Below are 15,940 nucleotides of genomic sequence, written 5' to 3'. Positions count from 1 at the left end.
TTTTTCTGGAAGAGTTCTAGAAAAGTGCCAGTGGCGGCTCGTCCAGAGCCGCCAACTGTTCCCGCAACTCCAGAATGTGTTCGCCCCAATAGCGTTCGGTATTGAACCAGGGGAAGCTTTTGGGAAATGCCGGGTCCTGCCAGCGACGCGCCAGCCAGGCGCTGTAATTCATGATGCGCAAACTGCGCAGCGCCTCAATCAGGTTCAGTTCCGCAAAATTGAAATCACAGAACTCCTGATAACCCTCCACGATTTCCGACAGTTGTGCGGTCTGTTGCTCCCTTTCCCCCGACAGCAGCATCCACAGATCCTGTACCGCCGGCCCGTTGCGGGCATCGTCAAAGTCGACAAAGTGCGGCGCATCATCCCGCCACAGAATGTTGCCCGGATGGCAGTCCCCGTGCAGGCGAATGGGGGTGTATTCGGCGTCGGCAAAAATGCGCTCAAGGCGATGGATCAGATCCGCCCCCAGCGTTTCATAGGAGGGGCGCAGACTTTCGGGAATGAATGACTCGGATAGCAGAAATTCGTAACTGTCCACCGCAAAGCTCTGGACGTCCAGGGTCGGGCGATGCGCAAACGGACGGGCCTCGCCCAGGGCATGAATGCGTCCCAGTACCCGGCCCAGCGTCAGCAATTGGTCGAAGTCATCGAGATTCGGGGCGTGGCCGCCCTGACGGGGGTAAAGGGCGAAACGAAAGCCCTGGTATTCGCGCAGGGTGTGTCCTTCGACATCGGGTAAAGGGGGCACGACGGACACTTCCAGGTCCAGCAGGTCCCGGGTAAAGTCGTGTTCTTCCTGAATCTGCGCGTCGCTCCAACGCTCCGGGCGGTAGAACTTGGCGATCAACGGCGGACCCTCTTCCATGCCCACCTGATACACCCGGTTCTCATAGCTGTTGAGCGCCAGAATGCGCATGTCACTCAGGTAGCCGCTACTTTCCACCGCATCCAGGACCAGATCCGGCGAGAGCGCTTCATAAGGATGTGCGGATGTGCTCATAGTGCCCTCCCAAACCGGCATTGTACCGGTTATGGGAGGGCGGATGGGAGATCAGTCGAGCGAGCGGCTGCCCCAGATGGCCACACCGTCCACCGACAGTGCACTGAAGGTCACCACAAACTCCTGTTCCGACGGGCTCCACAGGCGCGCGGCCACGCCCTCGAAGGTGCCTTCGTCATCCAGGGTTACAGTGATGGCGTTGTCCGCCCCGAGGATCCAGTCACCGCTGGCCTCGCCGGAGATTTGACCACCGTCTTCCAGCTCGATGGTCACGGAGCTTTTGATCTGGGCGGTGATGTCCAGGCCGTGGTTGACCAGCTCGTAGGTGCCCGGTACGTCGGCTTCGCTGATGCTTGACTCGATGGTCTCGTCCGTCTCAGACGTGGGCACATAGCGATGCGGTGCCACCACCGGCCAGCCATCGGCATTGATGAACAGTTCGTGCACACGGACTTCGTGCTGTTCACCGCGTCCGGGGAAACGAGTGTGGAAGAACATCAGGTGTTTGCCTAGGCCTTCGTCGTAATAGGCCGAGTTATGTCCCGGGGAGACGTAGCCATTGCCGCCATCGGCAAACTGGAAGTTGCCCATCAGTTTCACTGCACCGTCTTCGATCGAGGCGTCATCAAACAGAGGCAAGCTCGGGTCGGACTTCACCTCGGCCACGTCATTATCTTCGTAGTCGAGATAAGGGCCGTCCGGGGATAGCGAGCGGGCGACACGGATATTGTAGGCCCCTCCGGCGTCCAGCCCGCCAAAGGAACTGAACAGGTAGTAGTACTCGGATTCGGGGCTGTACAGCACGTAGGGGGCTTCGATCCGGCTGTGATTGCCGCCGATCAGATGCTTGCCATAACTCTGACCGGGCATGGGCAGGCCGGTATCCGGGTTCATTTCCATAATGTAGAGACCGCCGGAGTATGAGCCGTAGGTCATCCAGAGGTTGCCCTGATGATCGTAGAACGTGTGCGGATCGATCACATTAGGATGAATACGGGGGTCGTAATTCTCGGCGATATAGCCTTCGGTCACCGCACCGGGTTCGAGTGCACTGTCCGCTTCCCAGCCCGAGCGCAGGAAGATTTCGACATTCTCATAAGGACCTTCGATATTGTCGGCGACGGCAACCCCCATGGCCGACTGGGGCGCATCGCCCCGACAGGCGTTGTAATACATGTAGAAGCGGCCGTCGCTCAGTTGAATAATGTCGGCCGCCCAAAGGGTGTCGGCATCGGCCCAGCCAAGGGCATCGGCCAGCTCTTCGGTGACGTCGTCAAACAGGGGGTTGGCGGGGGTAACGCCATCGGCGACCCGCTCCCAATTCATCATGTCATCCGTTTTGGCCATGGAGAGGTGCGAGCCAATCACATAGTAGTCGCTGCCCACCTTGGTCACCGAGGGGTCGTGGACCGCGATGTTGGTAAAGGTTGGACTGACCGATCCCTGAGGGCTGTCCTGGCCGCCATCCTCTGGCGTTTCCTGATCCGGACTATCGTTGTTCTCAGGCGCCTCCTGACCGGGGCCGTCGGAATTCGTCGGGGTTTCGCCACCACCGGAACCGCCGCCGCAGGCGGTCAGGAACAGACTCAGGGCCAGCGCGCTGACCGCGGTCGGAAAGGGGAGCCCCGGGGTCTTGGTATTGCGTGATGTCATGGTATTTTGCCTCGCGATATCAGGCGGAGCGCCACAAGCGATGTTCGCCCGCCAGGTTGTATTTATTGAACTTACGCTCAACAAACTACCATGATGTAATATGGTAATACAAATAGATCGAGGCTATCGGGTACATCGGGTGCTTTGATGGGCCTGGGGCGACTCCGGCGTCCGGGCCAGTGCCCAGACTTCCACTGAACGGGCTCCCGCCTCCCGTATAAGCCGGCTCAGTGCCCGCACGGTGCTGGTAGTGGTCACCACATCGTCAATCAAGGCAACCCGCCGTCCCGCAAGGCGCTTTTCGGTGCGGGGATTCAAGGAAAAGGCGTGGCTCAGGTTATGGATGCGGGCGGTTCGGGTCAGCCCCTGTTGTGCGCGGGTCGGCTGCGGCCTTCGCGCCACCCGGCTGAGCACCGGTAGACTCAGCGCCCGGCCCAGGTCGTGGGCCAACAGTTCCGTCTGGTTGAAACCGCGCTTTAGCCGACGGGTCCAGTGCATGGGGACCGGGACCAGCAGCTCCGGCCAGGTCTCTTCACCCTCTTCCTCCCGCTCCGCCCTGAGCAGCCCGGCCAGCAATCCGCTCAAGGCCCGGCCCGATGCCAGTTTGTGGCGGTACTTGAAGGCGTGGACCAGGTGGTCCAGAGGGTAGTCGTAGATTCCCAGGACCCGGCAGCGTTCAAAGTCTGGTGGTGCCTGCAGGCAATACCCACAGTAGCGGCTATCCACCGACAGCGGCAGGGCGCAGGTAAGGCATTGATGGTCGTGGCGGGCGAGGTAGGGTAGATCGAATTCGCACCCCGGGCACAGCAGGTCGGCACCGGGTTGCGAGCACAGCAGACAGGATCGGGGCAGCCGGGGCAGGGTGGCCATGAGGCCCTTGAGTCCATTCCACTTCAATCCATTCCACATGGGGGGTAGTCCTTTGGTTGGTGGCTTGCAGGTAGATCATGACTTCTCGGGCCGCTGACGTCCAGCCCCGAAGGCTCAGGCCGCCGGAGGTGCGACCCTGTGGGCGAGGGCGCTGTAAACCCGATCAGGGCATTTTGGTTGACAGCGGCCTGTGGGCCGCTACTATAGAGGGCTTTTGGACCTCAAACACACCGGGATCGAACCATGAACGCCACCGCACAACCGCCGATTCGCCACGACTGGACCCGGGACGAGATTCTCGCCCTGTTTGACCTGCCGTTCAGCGACCTCATGTTTCAGGCACAGACCGTGCACCGCGCCCACTTCGATCCCAATCAAGTGCAGGTCAGCACCCTGTGCTCGATCAAAACCGGCGCCTGCCCGGAAGATTGCAAATACTGCCCCCAGAGTGCCCGCTACGACACCGGTCTGGAGCGCGAGCGTTTGATGGCGGTAGAGAAAGTGCTGGAAGAAGCCCGGGCCGCCAAGGCCAGCGGCGCCACCCGCTTTTGCATGGGTGCCGCCTGGCGCAGCCCCAAGAACCGGGACCTTAACTACGTCACGGACATGGTCAAAGGGGTCAAGTCCCTGGGCCTGGAAACCTGCATGACGCTGGGGATGCTCGACGAAGGGCAGGCAAAAACCCTTGCCGAGGCGGGCCTGGATTACTACAACCACAACCTGGATACTTCTCCCGAGTATTACGGCGAGGTGATCACCACCCGTACCTATCAGGATCGTCTGGAAACCCTGGACAACGTTCGCAAGGCCGGCATGAAAGTCTGTTGTGGCGGTATTGTCGGTATGGGCGAAGAAAAGACCGACCGCGCGGGTCTGTTGCAGCAACTGGCGACCATGCCGGACCACCCGGAGTCGGTACCCATCAACATGCTGGTGAAAGTGGCCGGCACACCCTTTGCGGAAGAGGAAGACCTGGACCCCTTCGAGTTTATCCGCACCATTGCGGTGGCCCGGATTCTGATGCCTCAGTCGCATGTCCGTCTGTCCGCCGGACGCGAGGAGATGAACGACCAGATGCAGGCCATGGCCTTCCTGGCCGGCGCCAACTCGATTTTCTACGGCGAAAAACTGCTCACGACGGCTAACCCGGAAGCCAATAAGGACATGCAGTTGTTCAAGCGCCTGGGGATTCAGCCCGAGCAGCGCGAAGTGCATATCGACGAAGCCGAGCAGGATGAGGTCGAGCTGGCCGGGGCGCTGGAAGAGGCGCGCAACGACCAATACTTCTACAACGCCGCCAAGTAAGCCGTGCCCCACGCCTCTCTGGATGCGGCGCTCGGGCCCGCACTGACGGCTCGTCGGGCCCAGTCTCTATATCGCCAGCGTCGGACGCTGGCCTCCCCGCAGGGCCCCGAGGTGGTGGTCGATGGCCGCCACCTGGTCGGTTTCTGCAGCAACGACTATCTGGGCCTGGCCAACCACCCGGATGTCATCAAGGCATTCAGAGCCGGCGCCGATGATCTGGGGGTGGGCAGTGGAGCCTCTCACCTGGTCTGCGGCCACTCCCGCGAGCACCATGCCCTGGAAGAGGAACTGGCGGCGTTCTGTGGCCGCGAGCGGGCATTGCTGTTTTCCACCGGCTACATGGCCAACCTGGGCACGGTGACTGCCCTGGTGGGCAAGGGCGACGGCATTTTTGAAGACCGCCTGAACCACGCCTCACTGCTCGATGCCGGGCTGCTGAGCGGGGCCCGTTTCCAGCGCTTTTCCCACAATGACCCGGAACACCTGGAGCGCCGCCTCGCGGGCTCTGATGCCAGGCGTCGCCTGGTGGCCGTGGACGGCGTGTTCAGCATGGACGGTGACTGCGCCCCACTTGTCGATCTCGCCCGGGTCGCCAATGCGCACGACGGCTGGCTGATGGTGGATGATGCCCACGGCTTCGGCTGCTTGGGCGAGCGCGGCGCGGGCACCCTGGACGCTCAGGGCGTGGCCGAAGCGCAGGTGCCGATTTATATGGCGACTCTGGGCAAGGCACTGGGCACCGCCGGAGCGTTTGTGGCGGGCAGCGAGGCCCTTATTGAAACGCTGATCCAGTTTGCCCGTAGCTACATCTACACCACCGCGTTGCCACCGGCGGTCGCGGCGGCGACCCGGGCGAGCCTGCGGCTGGTTCAGGAGGAGGCCTGGCGTCGGACGGAGCTCAATGAGCGCATTGCACAGTTCCGGGATGGCGCGCGCGCCCTCGGGCTTACCCTGATGGACTCCCGCACGGCGGTCCAGCCGGTGCTGATTGGGGATGACCGCCGGGCACTCGCCCTGGCCTCCGCCCTGGAGCAGAAAGGCTACTGGGTGGTCGCTATTCGCCCACCCACCGTACCTAAAGGCAGTGCCCGACTGAGAGTGACCCTGAGTGCCAGCCACTCCCGGGCACAGGTGGCCGGGCTGCTGTCCGCGCTGGCGGACAGTCTCCATGAATTTGCGTCGGTGGAGGCGCCGTGACAGACCCGATGATTCCCCTGAGTGCGCCCCGGGAGCTCGATGCTCCACTGGCCGCCCATCACTTTCCCGCGCTCGTATCGACCTCGGCCGAGCCCCTTGTGCTACTTCACGGCTGGGGTTTTGACAGCCGCAGCTGGGAACCCCTGCTGCCCTGGTTGCGTCAGTACAGCGATGTCATTGCACTGGACCTGCCGGGCTTTGGCGACAGTCCGGCCGGTGCCGATTTCTCGCTCGATAGCGTACTCAATGCCATTGATCAGAGCCTGCCAGCGCAGGCCACTCTGGTGGGGTGGTCACTTGGCGGCATGCTCGCGGTGGCATTGGCCGCCCGGAGGCCGGAGCGCATCACCCGCGTGATCACCCTTGCCAGCAATCTGCGCTTTGTGGCGGATGCGAGCTGGCCAGAGGCCATGGCTCCGGCCACCAACGAGCGGTTCAAGCGCGATTTCGAGCGCGCCCCCGTCAAGGGGCTGAAGCGGTTTCTTGGCCTGGTTGCCCATGGTGATCAGCGCGAGCGGGAGGTGCGCGCAGCGCTGGCAAACCTTCAGCCGGAGCCCGAACAGGTTCGGCCTCAATGGGGCCAGGCGCTGACGCTGTTGTCCGATCTGGATAATGCCCGTGCCTTCGAGCAACTGCGTCAACCCGGTCTGCACCTGTATGCCGAGCACGACGCTCTGGTTCCCTTGGCCGCCGCGGGTCAGCTACCGGCACTCAACCAGCGCCAGCGGGTGTCCGTGGTGGCTGGAGCGGGGCACGCCATGCACTGGAGTGAGCCAGAGCGGGTGGGAGAGGCCGTGCTGCATTTTCTGAATCTGACCACCGGGCAACTGGATAAACGCCGGGTCGCTCACTCATTCAGTCGGGCGGCCAACAGTTATGACAGTGTTGCGCGGCTGCAGCGCGCGGTGGGAGAGACGCTGTTGAATCAGCTGGGAGGGCAGGACCTTGGCGTGGTGGAAACCCTGGTGGATCTGGGCTGCGGCACCGGCTACTTCGGCGAGCGGCTGGCTCACCGGCTCCCCGATGCGCAACTGATCGGGTTGGATATTGCCGAGGGTATGCTCCGCTTTGCCCGTCAGGAGCGCGATATTCCGGCCCTGTGGCTGTGTGGTGATGCCGAGGAGTTACCTTTGGCCGATTCCAGCGTGGATCTGGTTTTTTCCAGCCTGTCGGTCCAGTGGTGTGAACACCTGCCGAGCCTGTTCGGCGAATTGCAGCGGGTGCTGAAACCGGGCGGGCGGCTGCTGTTTTCCACCCTGGGGCCGCGCACGCTCTGGGAGCTGAAAAGCGCCTGGCAGCGGGTAGACGGCTACGTTCACGTCAACCGCTTTCCTCCCCAGCGCGCGGTCGACGAGGCGCTGCGCCAGGCGGGGTTTCAGAGCACCGAGTGGCTGCGGGAGGAACGGGTGCTGCGCTACGAGGCGCTGGCCGACTTGACCCGGGAGCTCAAGGCGCTCGGGGCGCACAATGTCAACCGGGGGCAGCCGGAAGGGCTCACCGGGCGGCAGAAAATTCAGGCGCTCAAGGCAGCCTACGAGCCGTTCCGAGAGGACGGACTTCTGCCCGCCAGTTACGAGGTGTACTACGCCGCAGCGCGCAAGCCTCATTAACCAGACTCTGCAAGAGATCAATACACCATGGCAAAACACGCGTTTTTTGTCACCGGCACGGACACCGGTGTGGGTAAAACCTGTATCGCAGCCGGCCTGCTTCAGGCCGCCAACAGTCGGGGCCTGACCACGGCGGCGCTCAAGCCGGTGGCCGCGGGCTGTGAGCGGACCCCGGACGGATTGCGCAACGAGGATGCCCTGTTGTTGCAGTCGGTGGTCAATCCGCCCCTCGATTACGAGCAGGTCAACCCCGTGGCCCTCGAGCCGGCCATCGCGCCCCACATTGCCGCGCTGGAAGCCCGGCGGCCCCTGTCGACCGATCGTCTGGCAGGCTATTGCCGCGGTGTTCTGGGGCAGGCGGACTTTACCGTCGTCGAGGGCGCCGGGGGCTGGCGAGTGCCGCTCAATCCGGCTGAAACCCTGGCGGATCTGGCCCGACAGCTCAACTTGCCGGTCATTCTGGTGGTGGGGGTGCGCCTGGGTTGCCTGAATCACGCGCTGTTGACCGCCGAGGCGATTGCCCGCGATGGCTTGCCGTTGGCCGGCTGGGTAGCCAACGTGCTGGACCCGGATATGCCGCGTCTGCGGGAGAATGTGGACGCGCTTGGGCAACGCCTGCGAGCGCCGTTTCTTGGCTGGGTACCGACACTGTCTTCGCCGACCCCCGCTGCCGTTGCCGAGCACCTGAACCTGGACCCCCTGATCGGTTAGTTCGTTCGGTTCTATAAATGGCCGTTTTACTGCAAAAAACTCTGATAAATTGCCGGTCTTGATTGTTTTTTGGTCAGTTGGCGCGCTAAACTAGCAAGGTCAGAGTTCTCAGATCGGCCTCTCGGGCCGCAGTGAAAGGGGGTACACGATGGAAATTGGTTCTGCCGTCAATCAGGCCTTGATCGGTATGCAGCGCAGTCAGTCTGAAATGACCAGCTCGGCGCAGCAGATCGTCCAGTCGGGCACCGTGCCCGCGACCGAATCGGCCTCCAGCCTGCAGATCGTGGAGCCTCTGATCAATATCGAGGCCCAGCAGCAGGTGTTTGACAGTAACGCCCGGGTGCTTGAAGCCGCCGATGAAAATGTCGGTCGGCTGATTGATACCATGGCCTGATAGCCACCTTCAATCATGGCCTCGGTCATCCCCTCCAATTTTGCCAACGCCGTGGCGCCCTTTGTGCCCGCCGGACGTGCGCCTGTGGGACAGGAAACCGAGGATCTCAGAGGTTCCAGCCTTCAGCCGCTGGAGGAGTCGGCCGAAACCGCCCGAAGCGAGAACTTCCGCTCCCCCGATCAGCGCCCCGGAGAAACGGATCAGCAGTGGCAACAGCAGGAAAGCCGCGACCCGCGTATTCGCTCCAGCGCTCCAGAGACCGATCAGCCGCCTCCCGTTGAAACCAATCGCAGCGACCGGGTCACACTGTCCGCTTCCGGGCAGGCGGCCCTGGCGTCCGAGGCGAGTGCCGGACAGTCTTCTGGGGCTCAGGGCGCAGAGTCGACGGCTGATCCAGGCGAGGTGTCGCCGGCCAGCGCCTCATCCGATGATCCTCGCAGCGCTTTCCGCGAGAGCCGGGAGAGGCAGCAGGCGTTGGAGACCCAGGCCGAAATCCGCGAGCTGGCCGCTCGGGATCGTGAGGTTCGTCAGCACGAGCAGGCTCATGCGGCCCTCGGCGGTCGTTATGCCGGTGCCCCTCAGTATGACTTCGTGCGCGGCCCCGATGGTGTCTCCTATGCGGTGTCGGGGGAAGTCCCCATCGATACCAGCCGGATACCGAACGACCCCCAGGCGACCATTGAAAAAGCGCAACAGATCCGGCGCGCGGCCTATGCGCCAGCCGAGCCCTCCGATACTGATCGGCGGGTGGCTGCAGAGGCGGCGCAAATGGAAGCTCAGGCGCGCGCCGAATTGCGCCAGATGGAAACGCGAGAGGCTGAAGAAAAGCGCGCATCTCCGGATGAGGAGGGCGAATCCAGTGCGCGGCGCGATGAGCTCAGCACGGAACGTGAGCGTGAAGAGGCGGAGCGGGAAAACCGCCGCAGCGAGCTGGTTGAGGATGCCCGTCAGCGCAATATCAACACTTACATTCAGTTGGTCGGTCTCAGCGGCCTGACCAGTGAGGATAAATCCGGTAATCGCCTGGATCAGCGTATTTAAGTCCCGTCGTACCACCGCTTTTGCCGGCCCGTTTCCCGTTCTATACTGTCTGCCTTGGTGCCGCCGAGTCGGTGCTCCAGTTGAATGATGTACTCGTGGAGGCAGGCAGTGCATAACCCTCAATTGACCCCGGAAGATCAGGCGCGCGTTGATGCGGTTACCCGTCGGGGTGTGAATAGTGTCGAGCGCAAGCCGTTCCGGCTCTGGACGTTACTGGGAGTGATTTTGCTGGTGCTGACGATGCTCAGCGGGGTGAGTTTTATGATTGCCCGTATTCAGGGCGTGGTCTGAGTGACGCAACCGGCGCGCCCTGGTGGGGCGCCGGTTGCGTGCACGTTACTCGCTGACCGTAATGGTGATCTTCTCGGATACCACCGGCTCGTCGTGAGGACGGTGCAGGTGGTCCCCCAGCAGGAGCTGCAGCGTGTGCTCGCCGGGCTCCAGCTCCACCGTCGTCTCGGTCTGGCCGCCGCCGAAGTGGACGTGTTGATCGTCCGCCGGAATCGGCATGTCCAGGTCGGGCAGTGTCTCCAGGTCAATCAACAGGTGATGGTGCCCGGTATTGTCCCGCTCAACGCCCGCCGGGGCCACGCCCATGCCCTTGAGGCCGAATTTCACGGTGACCGGGCTGGTGACCGTAGCGCCATCGCTCGGGGAAATGATATAGGCGCTGGGACTGTCGGCCTGGGCGGAAAGCGCCGCCAGGGCAAGGGTGGCGGTGCCCAGTAAAGTGCGTAGTAGATGTGTCATCGAAAACCTCCGTGCATTGGGTCATGGGAATGAAACCTGATGGCGTCATTATAGGTGTTAAGGATACGGCTCGATACCGTGGCCGGATGCTCAAGTGTAAAGAAGCTTAATGGCGCAAGTATTTGAAATAAGTTGAAATTGGGGTTGACCCACCCTGGGTGTATGCCTATAATTCGCCACCTCGGTTAGGCAGTGCCACCGAGTTGAAGGTGCGGGGTGGAGCAGTCTGGTAGCTCGTCGGGCTCATAACCCGAAGGTCGTTGGTTCAAATCCAGCCCCCGCTACCACTTATTTTGGAAAGTTGATGAGTGACCTTTATACGGTGTTCAGCTTTCCCAGTCGGTCCGAAAAGAAGCCGGCGCTCGAATAAGCCCCTGTCATGGGGCTTTTTTGTATTTGTAAAAAGGGGTGCACCCCCGCCACAGAGGCCTGTGGCCGCAGTTTCGAAAATGGGCCTCTGGCCCATTTTTTGTAACTGCCCTTCGTGGCAGTTGCTCTGCGGGCCCGCGCCGGACGCGTTTACATCGCTCCCGGCGTTTATTTTTCAGGGCGGCACCCCGCCACACAGGTGAACCGATTTCATGGCGTCCAAACAGGAACAGCTGCACGCGCTGATCGCGCCCGTTGTTGAAGCGCTGGAGTGTGAACTCTGGGGGTTGGAGTATCTGACCCAGGGGCGTTACTCCACGCTGCGCATCTATATTGATCGCCCGGGTGAGGAAGGCGTTAATCTGGAAGACTGCGAACGGGTCAGTCGTCAGGTGAGCAGCCTTATGGATGTGGAAGATCCCATTACCAACCGCTACACCCTCGAGGTGTCATCGCCGGGAATGGATCGGCCACTGTTTACGCCCGAACAATATGCGCACTATATCGGTGAAGTGATTTCATTGAAGACCCGGGCCCCGGTCGCGGGTCGGCGCAAGTTCAAAGGTCAATTACAGGCGGTTGAGGGGGACTCGGTAGTCTTGATAGTGGATGGTGCGGAGCACACGCTGTCGATCGGGTCGATTGAAAAAGCGAATTTGGTCCCACGCTTTTAATTAAGTGCGGTGAAGGAGTTTAACGAGGCAAGCTCATGAACAAAGAAATTTTGTTGGTCGCCGATGCGGTGTCAAATGAAAAAGGTGTGGAAAAAGAAATTATTTTCCAGGCCATCGAAACTGCGCTGGCCACGGCAACCAAAAAGCGTTTTGATGAGGACTCGAATATTGAAGTTCTGATCGATCGTGCCACCGGCGACTATGAAACCTTCCGTACCTGGGAGGTGGTCAGTGATGATGTGGTGGCCGAGCTGGGCACCCAGTTGACCACTGAAGAGGCGGCTGAAAAAGATCCCGACCTCAAGGTGGGTGATATCTGCCGCGAGAAAATCGAAAACGTCGAGTTTGGCCGGATTGCCGCCCAGACTGCCAAGCAGGTGATCGTACAGAAAGTTCGGGAAGCCGAGCGCGCCCAGATGGTGGAAGAGTATCGCGACCAGGTCGGTGAGCTGGTCAGCGGCACCGTGAAAAAAGTGACGCGCGATAGTATCATTGTGGACCTCGGCAATAATGCCGAAGGCCTGTTGCCACGGGACCAACTGGTCGGTCGGGAGATCTTCCGGGTCGGTGATCGCGTGCGCGCTCTGCTGCAGGATGTCCGCAATGAAACGCGGGGGCCGCAGCTGTTCTTGAGCCGTTCCTGCCCGGAAATGCTGATCGAGCTGTTCAAGATCGAGGTGCCGGAAATTGCCGAAGAAGTCATCGAGATCAAGGGCGCCGCACGGGATCCCGGCCTGCGCGCCAAGATCGCCGTCAACACCAACGATGGCCGCATCGACCCGGTCGGTGCCTGTGTGGGCATGCGCGGTTCCCGCGTTCAGGCCGTGTCCAACGAGCTGGGCAACGAGCGGGTGGACATCGTGCTGTGGGACGACAACCCCGCGCAGTTCGTGATCAACGCCATGTCGCCGGCCGAAATTGAGTCCATCGTGGTGGATGAAGACACTGGCTCCATGGACCTGGCGGTCGGGGAAGACAATCTTGCCATGGCCATTGGTCGCGGTGGTCAGAACGTCCGCCTGGCCAGTGAGCTGACCGGCTGGGACATCAACGTGATGAGCGTGGAAGAGTGGCAGTCCAAGCAGGAAGAGGAATCCGGCAGCTATATTGAGCTGTTCATGAATGCGTTGGATGTCGACGAAGATGTGGCTGGCGTTCTGGTGGAAGAGGGCTTCACCTCCCTGGAAGAAGTGGCCTATGTACCGCTGGATGAAATGCTCGCCATTGAAGGTTTTGATGAAGACATTGCCGAAGAGTTGCGTGCGCGTGCCAAAGACGCGCTGCTGACTCAGGCCCTGGCCTCGGAAGAAAGCTCAGAGCCGGCGGATGACCTGCTCAATATGGAAGGTATGGATGAGGCCCTGGCGAAAACGCTGGCGGGCCGCGGTATCGTCACAATGGAAGACCTGGCTGAACAGGCTATTGATGACCTGCTGGACATCGACGGCATGGATGAAGAGCGCGCAGCGGCGCTGATCATGAAGGCGCGCGAGCCCTGGTTTGCCTGATTCCTGAACGGTTAAATTGATTCAGGTCGAGTACCGCGGGCAACGAACAACACTGAGGATACACAATGGCAGAAGTAACAGTTAGCGAACTCGCCAAATCTGTGGGCGCACCGGTCGAGCGTCTGCTGAAGCAGATGCAAGAGGCCGGCTTGAGCCAGAAAACCGAAGACGCACTGGTGTCTGACGAGGAAAAGCAAACGTTGCTGACCTACCTCAAGACCAGCCATGGGGAGTCTTCGGACGGGCCCAAGAAGATTACGCTCAAGCGCAAAACCACCACTACCCTGAAAACCGGTAGTGGCGCGGCGCGCAAGACGGTAAACGTGGAAGTGCGCAAGAAGCGCACCTACGTCAAGCGCGATCCTCAAGAAGTGCAGGCCGAGGAAGAGGCGTTGGAGGCCGAGAAGATAGCGGCGGAAAATGCGGCGGCCGAAGAAGCTCGCGCACGCAAGTTGGCTGAAGAGAAAGCAGCGGCCGAAGCGAAAGCCGCGGAAGAAGCGGAAGCCAAAGCTCGTGCCGAACAGGCCGAGAGCAGCGCGGAAGCGCCTGCAGACGAGGCCAAGACCGAAGAGGCTAAGTCCGAAGAGACCCCGGCGGAGCCGACGCGTCCGTCCTTTGTCGACGACGCGGAAGAAATCCGTATTCGCGCTCAGGAGCGTCGCAAAGCGGAAGAAGCCAAGCGCGAAGCCGAGCTGAAAGCGCTTGAAGAAGTGCGTCGTGCCCAGGAAGAAGCTCGTGCAGAGCGGGCTGCGGCAGCACCGGTGGCGCCGCCGGCCGAAAAGGAAGACACCAAACACGGCAAGAAAGAAAAGCGTCACAGTAAGCCGTTTGATGAGGAAGAAGGTAACAAGCATCGCAAGCGCGCTGGCGGCAAGGGCAAGCGTTCCATGGGCCCGAAGAAGAACTCCAAGGCCGATATTTATGCGATGGTGGAAGATGAAACGGAATCCGAAGAGGTTCTGGCTCGTCGCCGCAGTGTTCGCGCGGCCCACAAAGCCTCTAATAAACACGCATTCAAAAAACCGACAGGTAAGATTATTCGCGACGTAGAAATTCCCGAGACCATCACTGTGGGCGAACTGGCCCAGCGGATGAGCGTCAAGTCGGGCGAAGTGATCAAGCAATTGATGAAAATGGGCGTTATGGCCACCATCAACCAGCCACTGGAGCAGGATACCGCCCAGTTGCTGGTCGAAGAGTACGGCCACAACGCGGTGCTCAAGAGCGAAGACGAAATCGAGCACAAGCTCGAGGAAGAGCTGGAAGTGAAGGTGCAGGGCGAAGGTAAGCCGCGCGCCCCGGTGGTGACCGTGATGGGTCACGTCGACCACGGCAAGACCTCGCTCCTGGACTACATTCGTAAAACCAAGGTGGCCTCCGGCGAAGCCGGTGGTATCACCCAGCACATTGGTGCCTACCGGGTGAAAACCAGCCAGGGCGAAGTCGCCTTCCTGGATACCCCCGGCCACGCCGCGTTTACCGCCATGCGTGCCCGCGGTGCCCAGTGTACTGACGTGGTGATTCTGGTGGTGGCCGCCGACGATGGCGTGATGCCCCAGACCGAAGAGGCGATTCAGCACTCCAAGGCCGCCGGTGTACCCATCGTGGTTGCCATCAACAAGTGCGACAAGGAAAACGCCGACCCCGAGCGGGTGAAGAACGAGCTGGCCGCGAAGGAAGTGATTCCGGAAGAGTGGGGCGGTGATACCCAGTTCATCGAAGTCTCGGCCCACACCGGCGCCGGTATCGATGAGCTGCTGGAAGCCGTGTCTCTGCAAGCCGAAATTCTGGAGCTCAAAGCGGTAGAAGATGCGCCGGCTCAGGGCGTGGTGGTTGAATCGCGCGTTGAGAAGGGCCGCGGTGTCGTGGCGACTCTGCTGGTACAGCAGGGCACCCTGAACCACGGCGACCTGGTGCTGGCTGGACAGAGCTATGGCCGTGTGCGCGCCATGACCAACGAGCTGGGCCAGCAGGTCAAGTCCGTCGGGCCGTCCTCGCCGGTTGAGATCCTGGGCCTCGATAATGCCCCTAGTGCCGGTGATGACTTCGCCGTGCTGGAAGACGAGCGTAAGGCTCGTGAAGTTGCCGAGTTCCGCGCTGACAAAGAGCGTAAGGAAAAGCTGCAGCGTCAGCAGGCGGCCAAGCTGGAAAACATGTTTGCCAATATGGAAAGCGACCAGAAGAAAATTCTGCCGGTCGTGGTCAAGGCGGACGTGCGCGGCTCGCTGGAAGCCATCCAGTCTTCGCTCATGGAAATCGGCAACGAGGAAGTGCAGGTCAACATCGTATCCTCCGGTGTCGGCGGCATTACCGAAAACGATGTCAACCTGGCGTTGACCTCCGGTGCCATTGTCTTTGGTTTCAACGTCCGGGCGCCGGCCGGTACCCGTCGTCTGGCTGAGAACGAAGGCGTCGAGATTCGCTATTACAGCATCATTTATCAGCTGCTGGATGACGTGAAGAGCGCCCTGAGCGGTATGCTCGAGCCGGAGCGTGTCGAAACCATCGTCGGTATTGCCGATGTACGCGAAGTGTTCAGCTCGCCCAAGTTCGGCCAAGTCGCCGGTTGTATGGTGACCGAAGGCACCGTGTACCGGAACAAGCCGATTCGCGTTCTGCGCGATAACGTGGTGATCTTCGAAGGGGAGCTTGAATCCCTGCGTCGTTACAAAGACGATGTCAACGAAGTGCGTAACGGCATGGAGTGCGGTATTGGCGTGAAGAACTACGACGTGAAGGTCGGTGATCAGATCGAAGTGTTCGAAGTGAAGGAAGTTGCCCGTCAACTGTAATTCACCCACCGCTCGATAGCGCATGCCCCGGTGATGAGAGTCGCCGGGGCATTCCTGTCTTAT

At 61.0% G+C, this 15,940-nt stretch carries 14 protein-coding genes and 1 tRNA gene; 11 read left to right on the top strand and 4 right to left on the bottom strand.

What is annotated here, in order from left to right; all coding sequences use genetic code 11:
- Window positions 1-16: 16 nt before the first annotated feature.
- The 3 genes from EDC38_RS08640 to EDC38_RS08630 form a co-directional block, all read right to left on the bottom strand.
- Entirely contained in the window at window positions 17-1,003 is a 987-nt protein-coding gene (locus tag EDC38_RS08640; protein WP_123638152.1) for a serine/threonine protein kinase, read from the bottom strand.
- Between the two features lie 51 nt (window positions 1,004-1,054).
- On the bottom strand, window positions 1,055-2,656 hold the full coding sequence (locus EDC38_RS08635) for a glycoside hydrolase family 43 protein (RefSeq protein ID WP_123638151.1): 1,602 nt from the start codon (window positions 2,654-2,656) through the stop codon (window positions 1,055-1,057).
- A gap of 123 nt (window positions 2,657-2,779) precedes the next feature.
- Window positions 2,780-3,565 (bottom strand): ComF family protein, encoded by a 786-nt coding sequence (locus EDC38_RS08630; protein ID WP_123638150.1) that lies wholly within the window; start codon window positions 3,563-3,565, stop codon window positions 2,780-2,782.
- 204 nt (window positions 3,566-3,769) lie between these two features.
- Between EDC38_RS08630 and bioB the strand changes: the two genes are divergently transcribed.
- The 7 genes from bioB to EDC38_RS08595 all read left to right on the top strand — a co-directional run bounded on the left by bioB (window position 3,770) and on the right by EDC38_RS08595 (window position 10,075).
- Window positions 3,770-4,831 (top strand): biotin synthase BioB, encoded by a 1,062-nt coding sequence (gene bioB, locus EDC38_RS08625; protein ID WP_123638149.1) that lies wholly within the window; start codon window positions 3,770-3,772, stop codon window positions 4,829-4,831.
- Window positions 4,832-4,834: 3 nt separating this feature from the next.
- Window positions 4,835-6,028: an 8-amino-7-oxononanoate synthase gene (gene bioF, locus EDC38_RS08620; protein WP_123638148.1), complete on the top strand. Its 1,194-nt coding sequence runs from the start codon at window positions 4,835-4,837 to the stop codon at window positions 6,026-6,028.
- Window positions 6,025-7,638 carry a malonyl-ACP O-methyltransferase BioC gene (gene bioC / locus EDC38_RS08615; protein ID WP_246004369.1) on the top strand — a complete coding sequence of 538 codons (1,614 nt, stop codon included), beginning with the start codon at window positions 6,025-6,027 and terminating at the stop codon, window positions 7,636-7,638. The genes bioF and bioC overlap by 4 nt, the downstream gene beginning before the upstream one ends.
- 27 nt (window positions 7,639-7,665) lie before the next feature.
- Window positions 7,666-8,349, top strand: coding sequence for a dethiobiotin synthase (gene bioD, locus EDC38_RS08610; protein ID WP_123638147.1), 684 nt, complete (start codon window positions 7,666-7,668; stop codon window positions 8,347-8,349).
- A 148-nt stretch (window positions 8,350-8,497) separates the two neighbouring features.
- Window positions 8,498-8,743: a hypothetical protein gene (locus tag EDC38_RS08605; protein WP_024461096.1), complete on the top strand. Its 246-nt coding sequence runs from the start codon at window positions 8,498-8,500 to the stop codon at window positions 8,741-8,743.
- Between the two features lie 15 nt (window positions 8,744-8,758).
- The gene (locus EDC38_RS08600) at window positions 8,759-9,784 is read left to right on the top strand and encodes a putative metalloprotease CJM1_0395 family protein (protein ID WP_123638146.1); all 1,026 of its coding nucleotides are present in this window, start codon (window positions 8,759-8,761) and stop codon (window positions 9,782-9,784) included.
- 108 nt (window positions 9,785-9,892) lie between these two features.
- Complete coding sequence (locus tag EDC38_RS08595; protein WP_246004368.1) at window positions 9,893-10,075, top strand: DUF3094 family protein; 183 nt, start codon at window positions 9,893-9,895, stop codon at window positions 10,073-10,075.
- Between the two features lie 45 nt (window positions 10,076-10,120).
- Here the strand turns inward: EDC38_RS08595 and EDC38_RS08590 are convergent, their stop codons facing one another.
- The gene (locus EDC38_RS08590; protein WP_123638144.1) at window positions 10,121-10,534 is read right to left on the bottom strand and encodes a DUF4399 domain-containing protein; all 414 of its coding nucleotides are present in this window, start codon (window positions 10,532-10,534) and stop codon (window positions 10,121-10,123) included.
- Window positions 10,535-10,744: 210 nt separating this feature from the next.
- Between EDC38_RS08590 and EDC38_RS08585 the strand changes: the two genes are divergently transcribed.
- The 4 genes from EDC38_RS08585 to infB all read left to right on the top strand — a co-directional run bounded on the left by EDC38_RS08585 (window position 10,745) and on the right by infB (window position 15,877).
- Window positions 10,745-10,821: transfer RNA gene (locus EDC38_RS08585), tRNA-Met, on the top strand.
- A 294-nt stretch (window positions 10,822-11,115) separates the two neighbouring features.
- Entirely contained in the window at window positions 11,116-11,577 is a 462-nt protein-coding gene (gene rimP, locus EDC38_RS08580; protein WP_123638143.1) for a ribosome maturation factor RimP, read from the top strand.
- 35 nt (window positions 11,578-11,612) lie between these two features.
- A complete protein-coding gene (gene nusA, locus EDC38_RS08575; RefSeq protein ID WP_123638142.1) occupies window positions 11,613-13,085 on the top strand; it encodes a transcription termination factor NusA in 1,473 nt (490 codons plus the stop codon).
- A 65-nt stretch (window positions 13,086-13,150) separates the two neighbouring features.
- Window positions 13,151-15,877, top strand: a complete 2,727-nt coding sequence (gene infB / locus EDC38_RS08570; RefSeq protein ID WP_123638141.1) for a translation initiation factor IF-2 — start codon at window positions 13,151-13,153, stop codon at window positions 15,875-15,877.
- Window positions 15,878-15,940 lie beyond the last annotated feature (63 nt).

This window comes from Marinimicrobium koreense (genome assembly GCF_003762925.1).
Lineage (GTDB): Bacteria > Pseudomonadota > Gammaproteobacteria > Pseudomonadales > Cellvibrionaceae > Marinimicrobium > Marinimicrobium koreense.
This window is presented reverse-complemented; position numbering and strand designations above follow the sequence as displayed.

Coding starts and splice junctions, on each gene's coding strand:
- EDC38_RS08635 (WP_123638151.1), bottom strand. CDS start 2,656: ATGACATCACGCAATACCAAGACCCCGGGGCTCCCCTTTCCGACCGCG.
- bioD (WP_123638147.1), top strand. CDS start 7,666: ATGGCAAAACACGCGTTTTTTGTCACCGGCACGGACACCGGTGTGGGT.
- EDC38_RS08605 (WP_024461096.1), top strand. CDS start 8,498: ATGGAAATTGGTTCTGCCGTCAATCAGGCCTTGATCGGTATGCAGCGC.
- EDC38_RS08630 (WP_123638150.1), bottom strand. CDS start 3,565: ATGTGGAATGGATTGAAGTGGAATGGACTCAAGGGCCTCATGGCCACC.
- nusA (WP_123638142.1), top strand. CDS start 11,613: ATGAACAAAGAAATTTTGTTGGTCGCCGATGCGGTGTCAAATGAAAAA.
- EDC38_RS08640 (WP_123638152.1), bottom strand. CDS start 1,003: ATGAGCACATCCGCACATCCTTATGAAGCGCTCTCGCCGGATCTGGTC.
- EDC38_RS08590 (WP_123638144.1), bottom strand. CDS start 10,534: ATGACACATCTACTACGCACTTTACTGGGCACCGCCACCCTTGCCCTG.
- infB (WP_123638141.1), top strand. CDS start 13,151: ATGGCAGAAGTAACAGTTAGCGAACTCGCCAAATCTGTGGGCGCACCG.
- EDC38_RS08600 (WP_123638146.1), top strand. CDS start 8,759: ATGGCCTCGGTCATCCCCTCCAATTTTGCCAACGCCGTGGCGCCCTTT.
- rimP (WP_123638143.1), top strand. CDS start 11,116: ATGGCGTCCAAACAGGAACAGCTGCACGCGCTGATCGCGCCCGTTGTT.
- bioB (WP_123638149.1), top strand. CDS start 3,770: ATGAACGCCACCGCACAACCGCCGATTCGCCACGACTGGACCCGGGAC.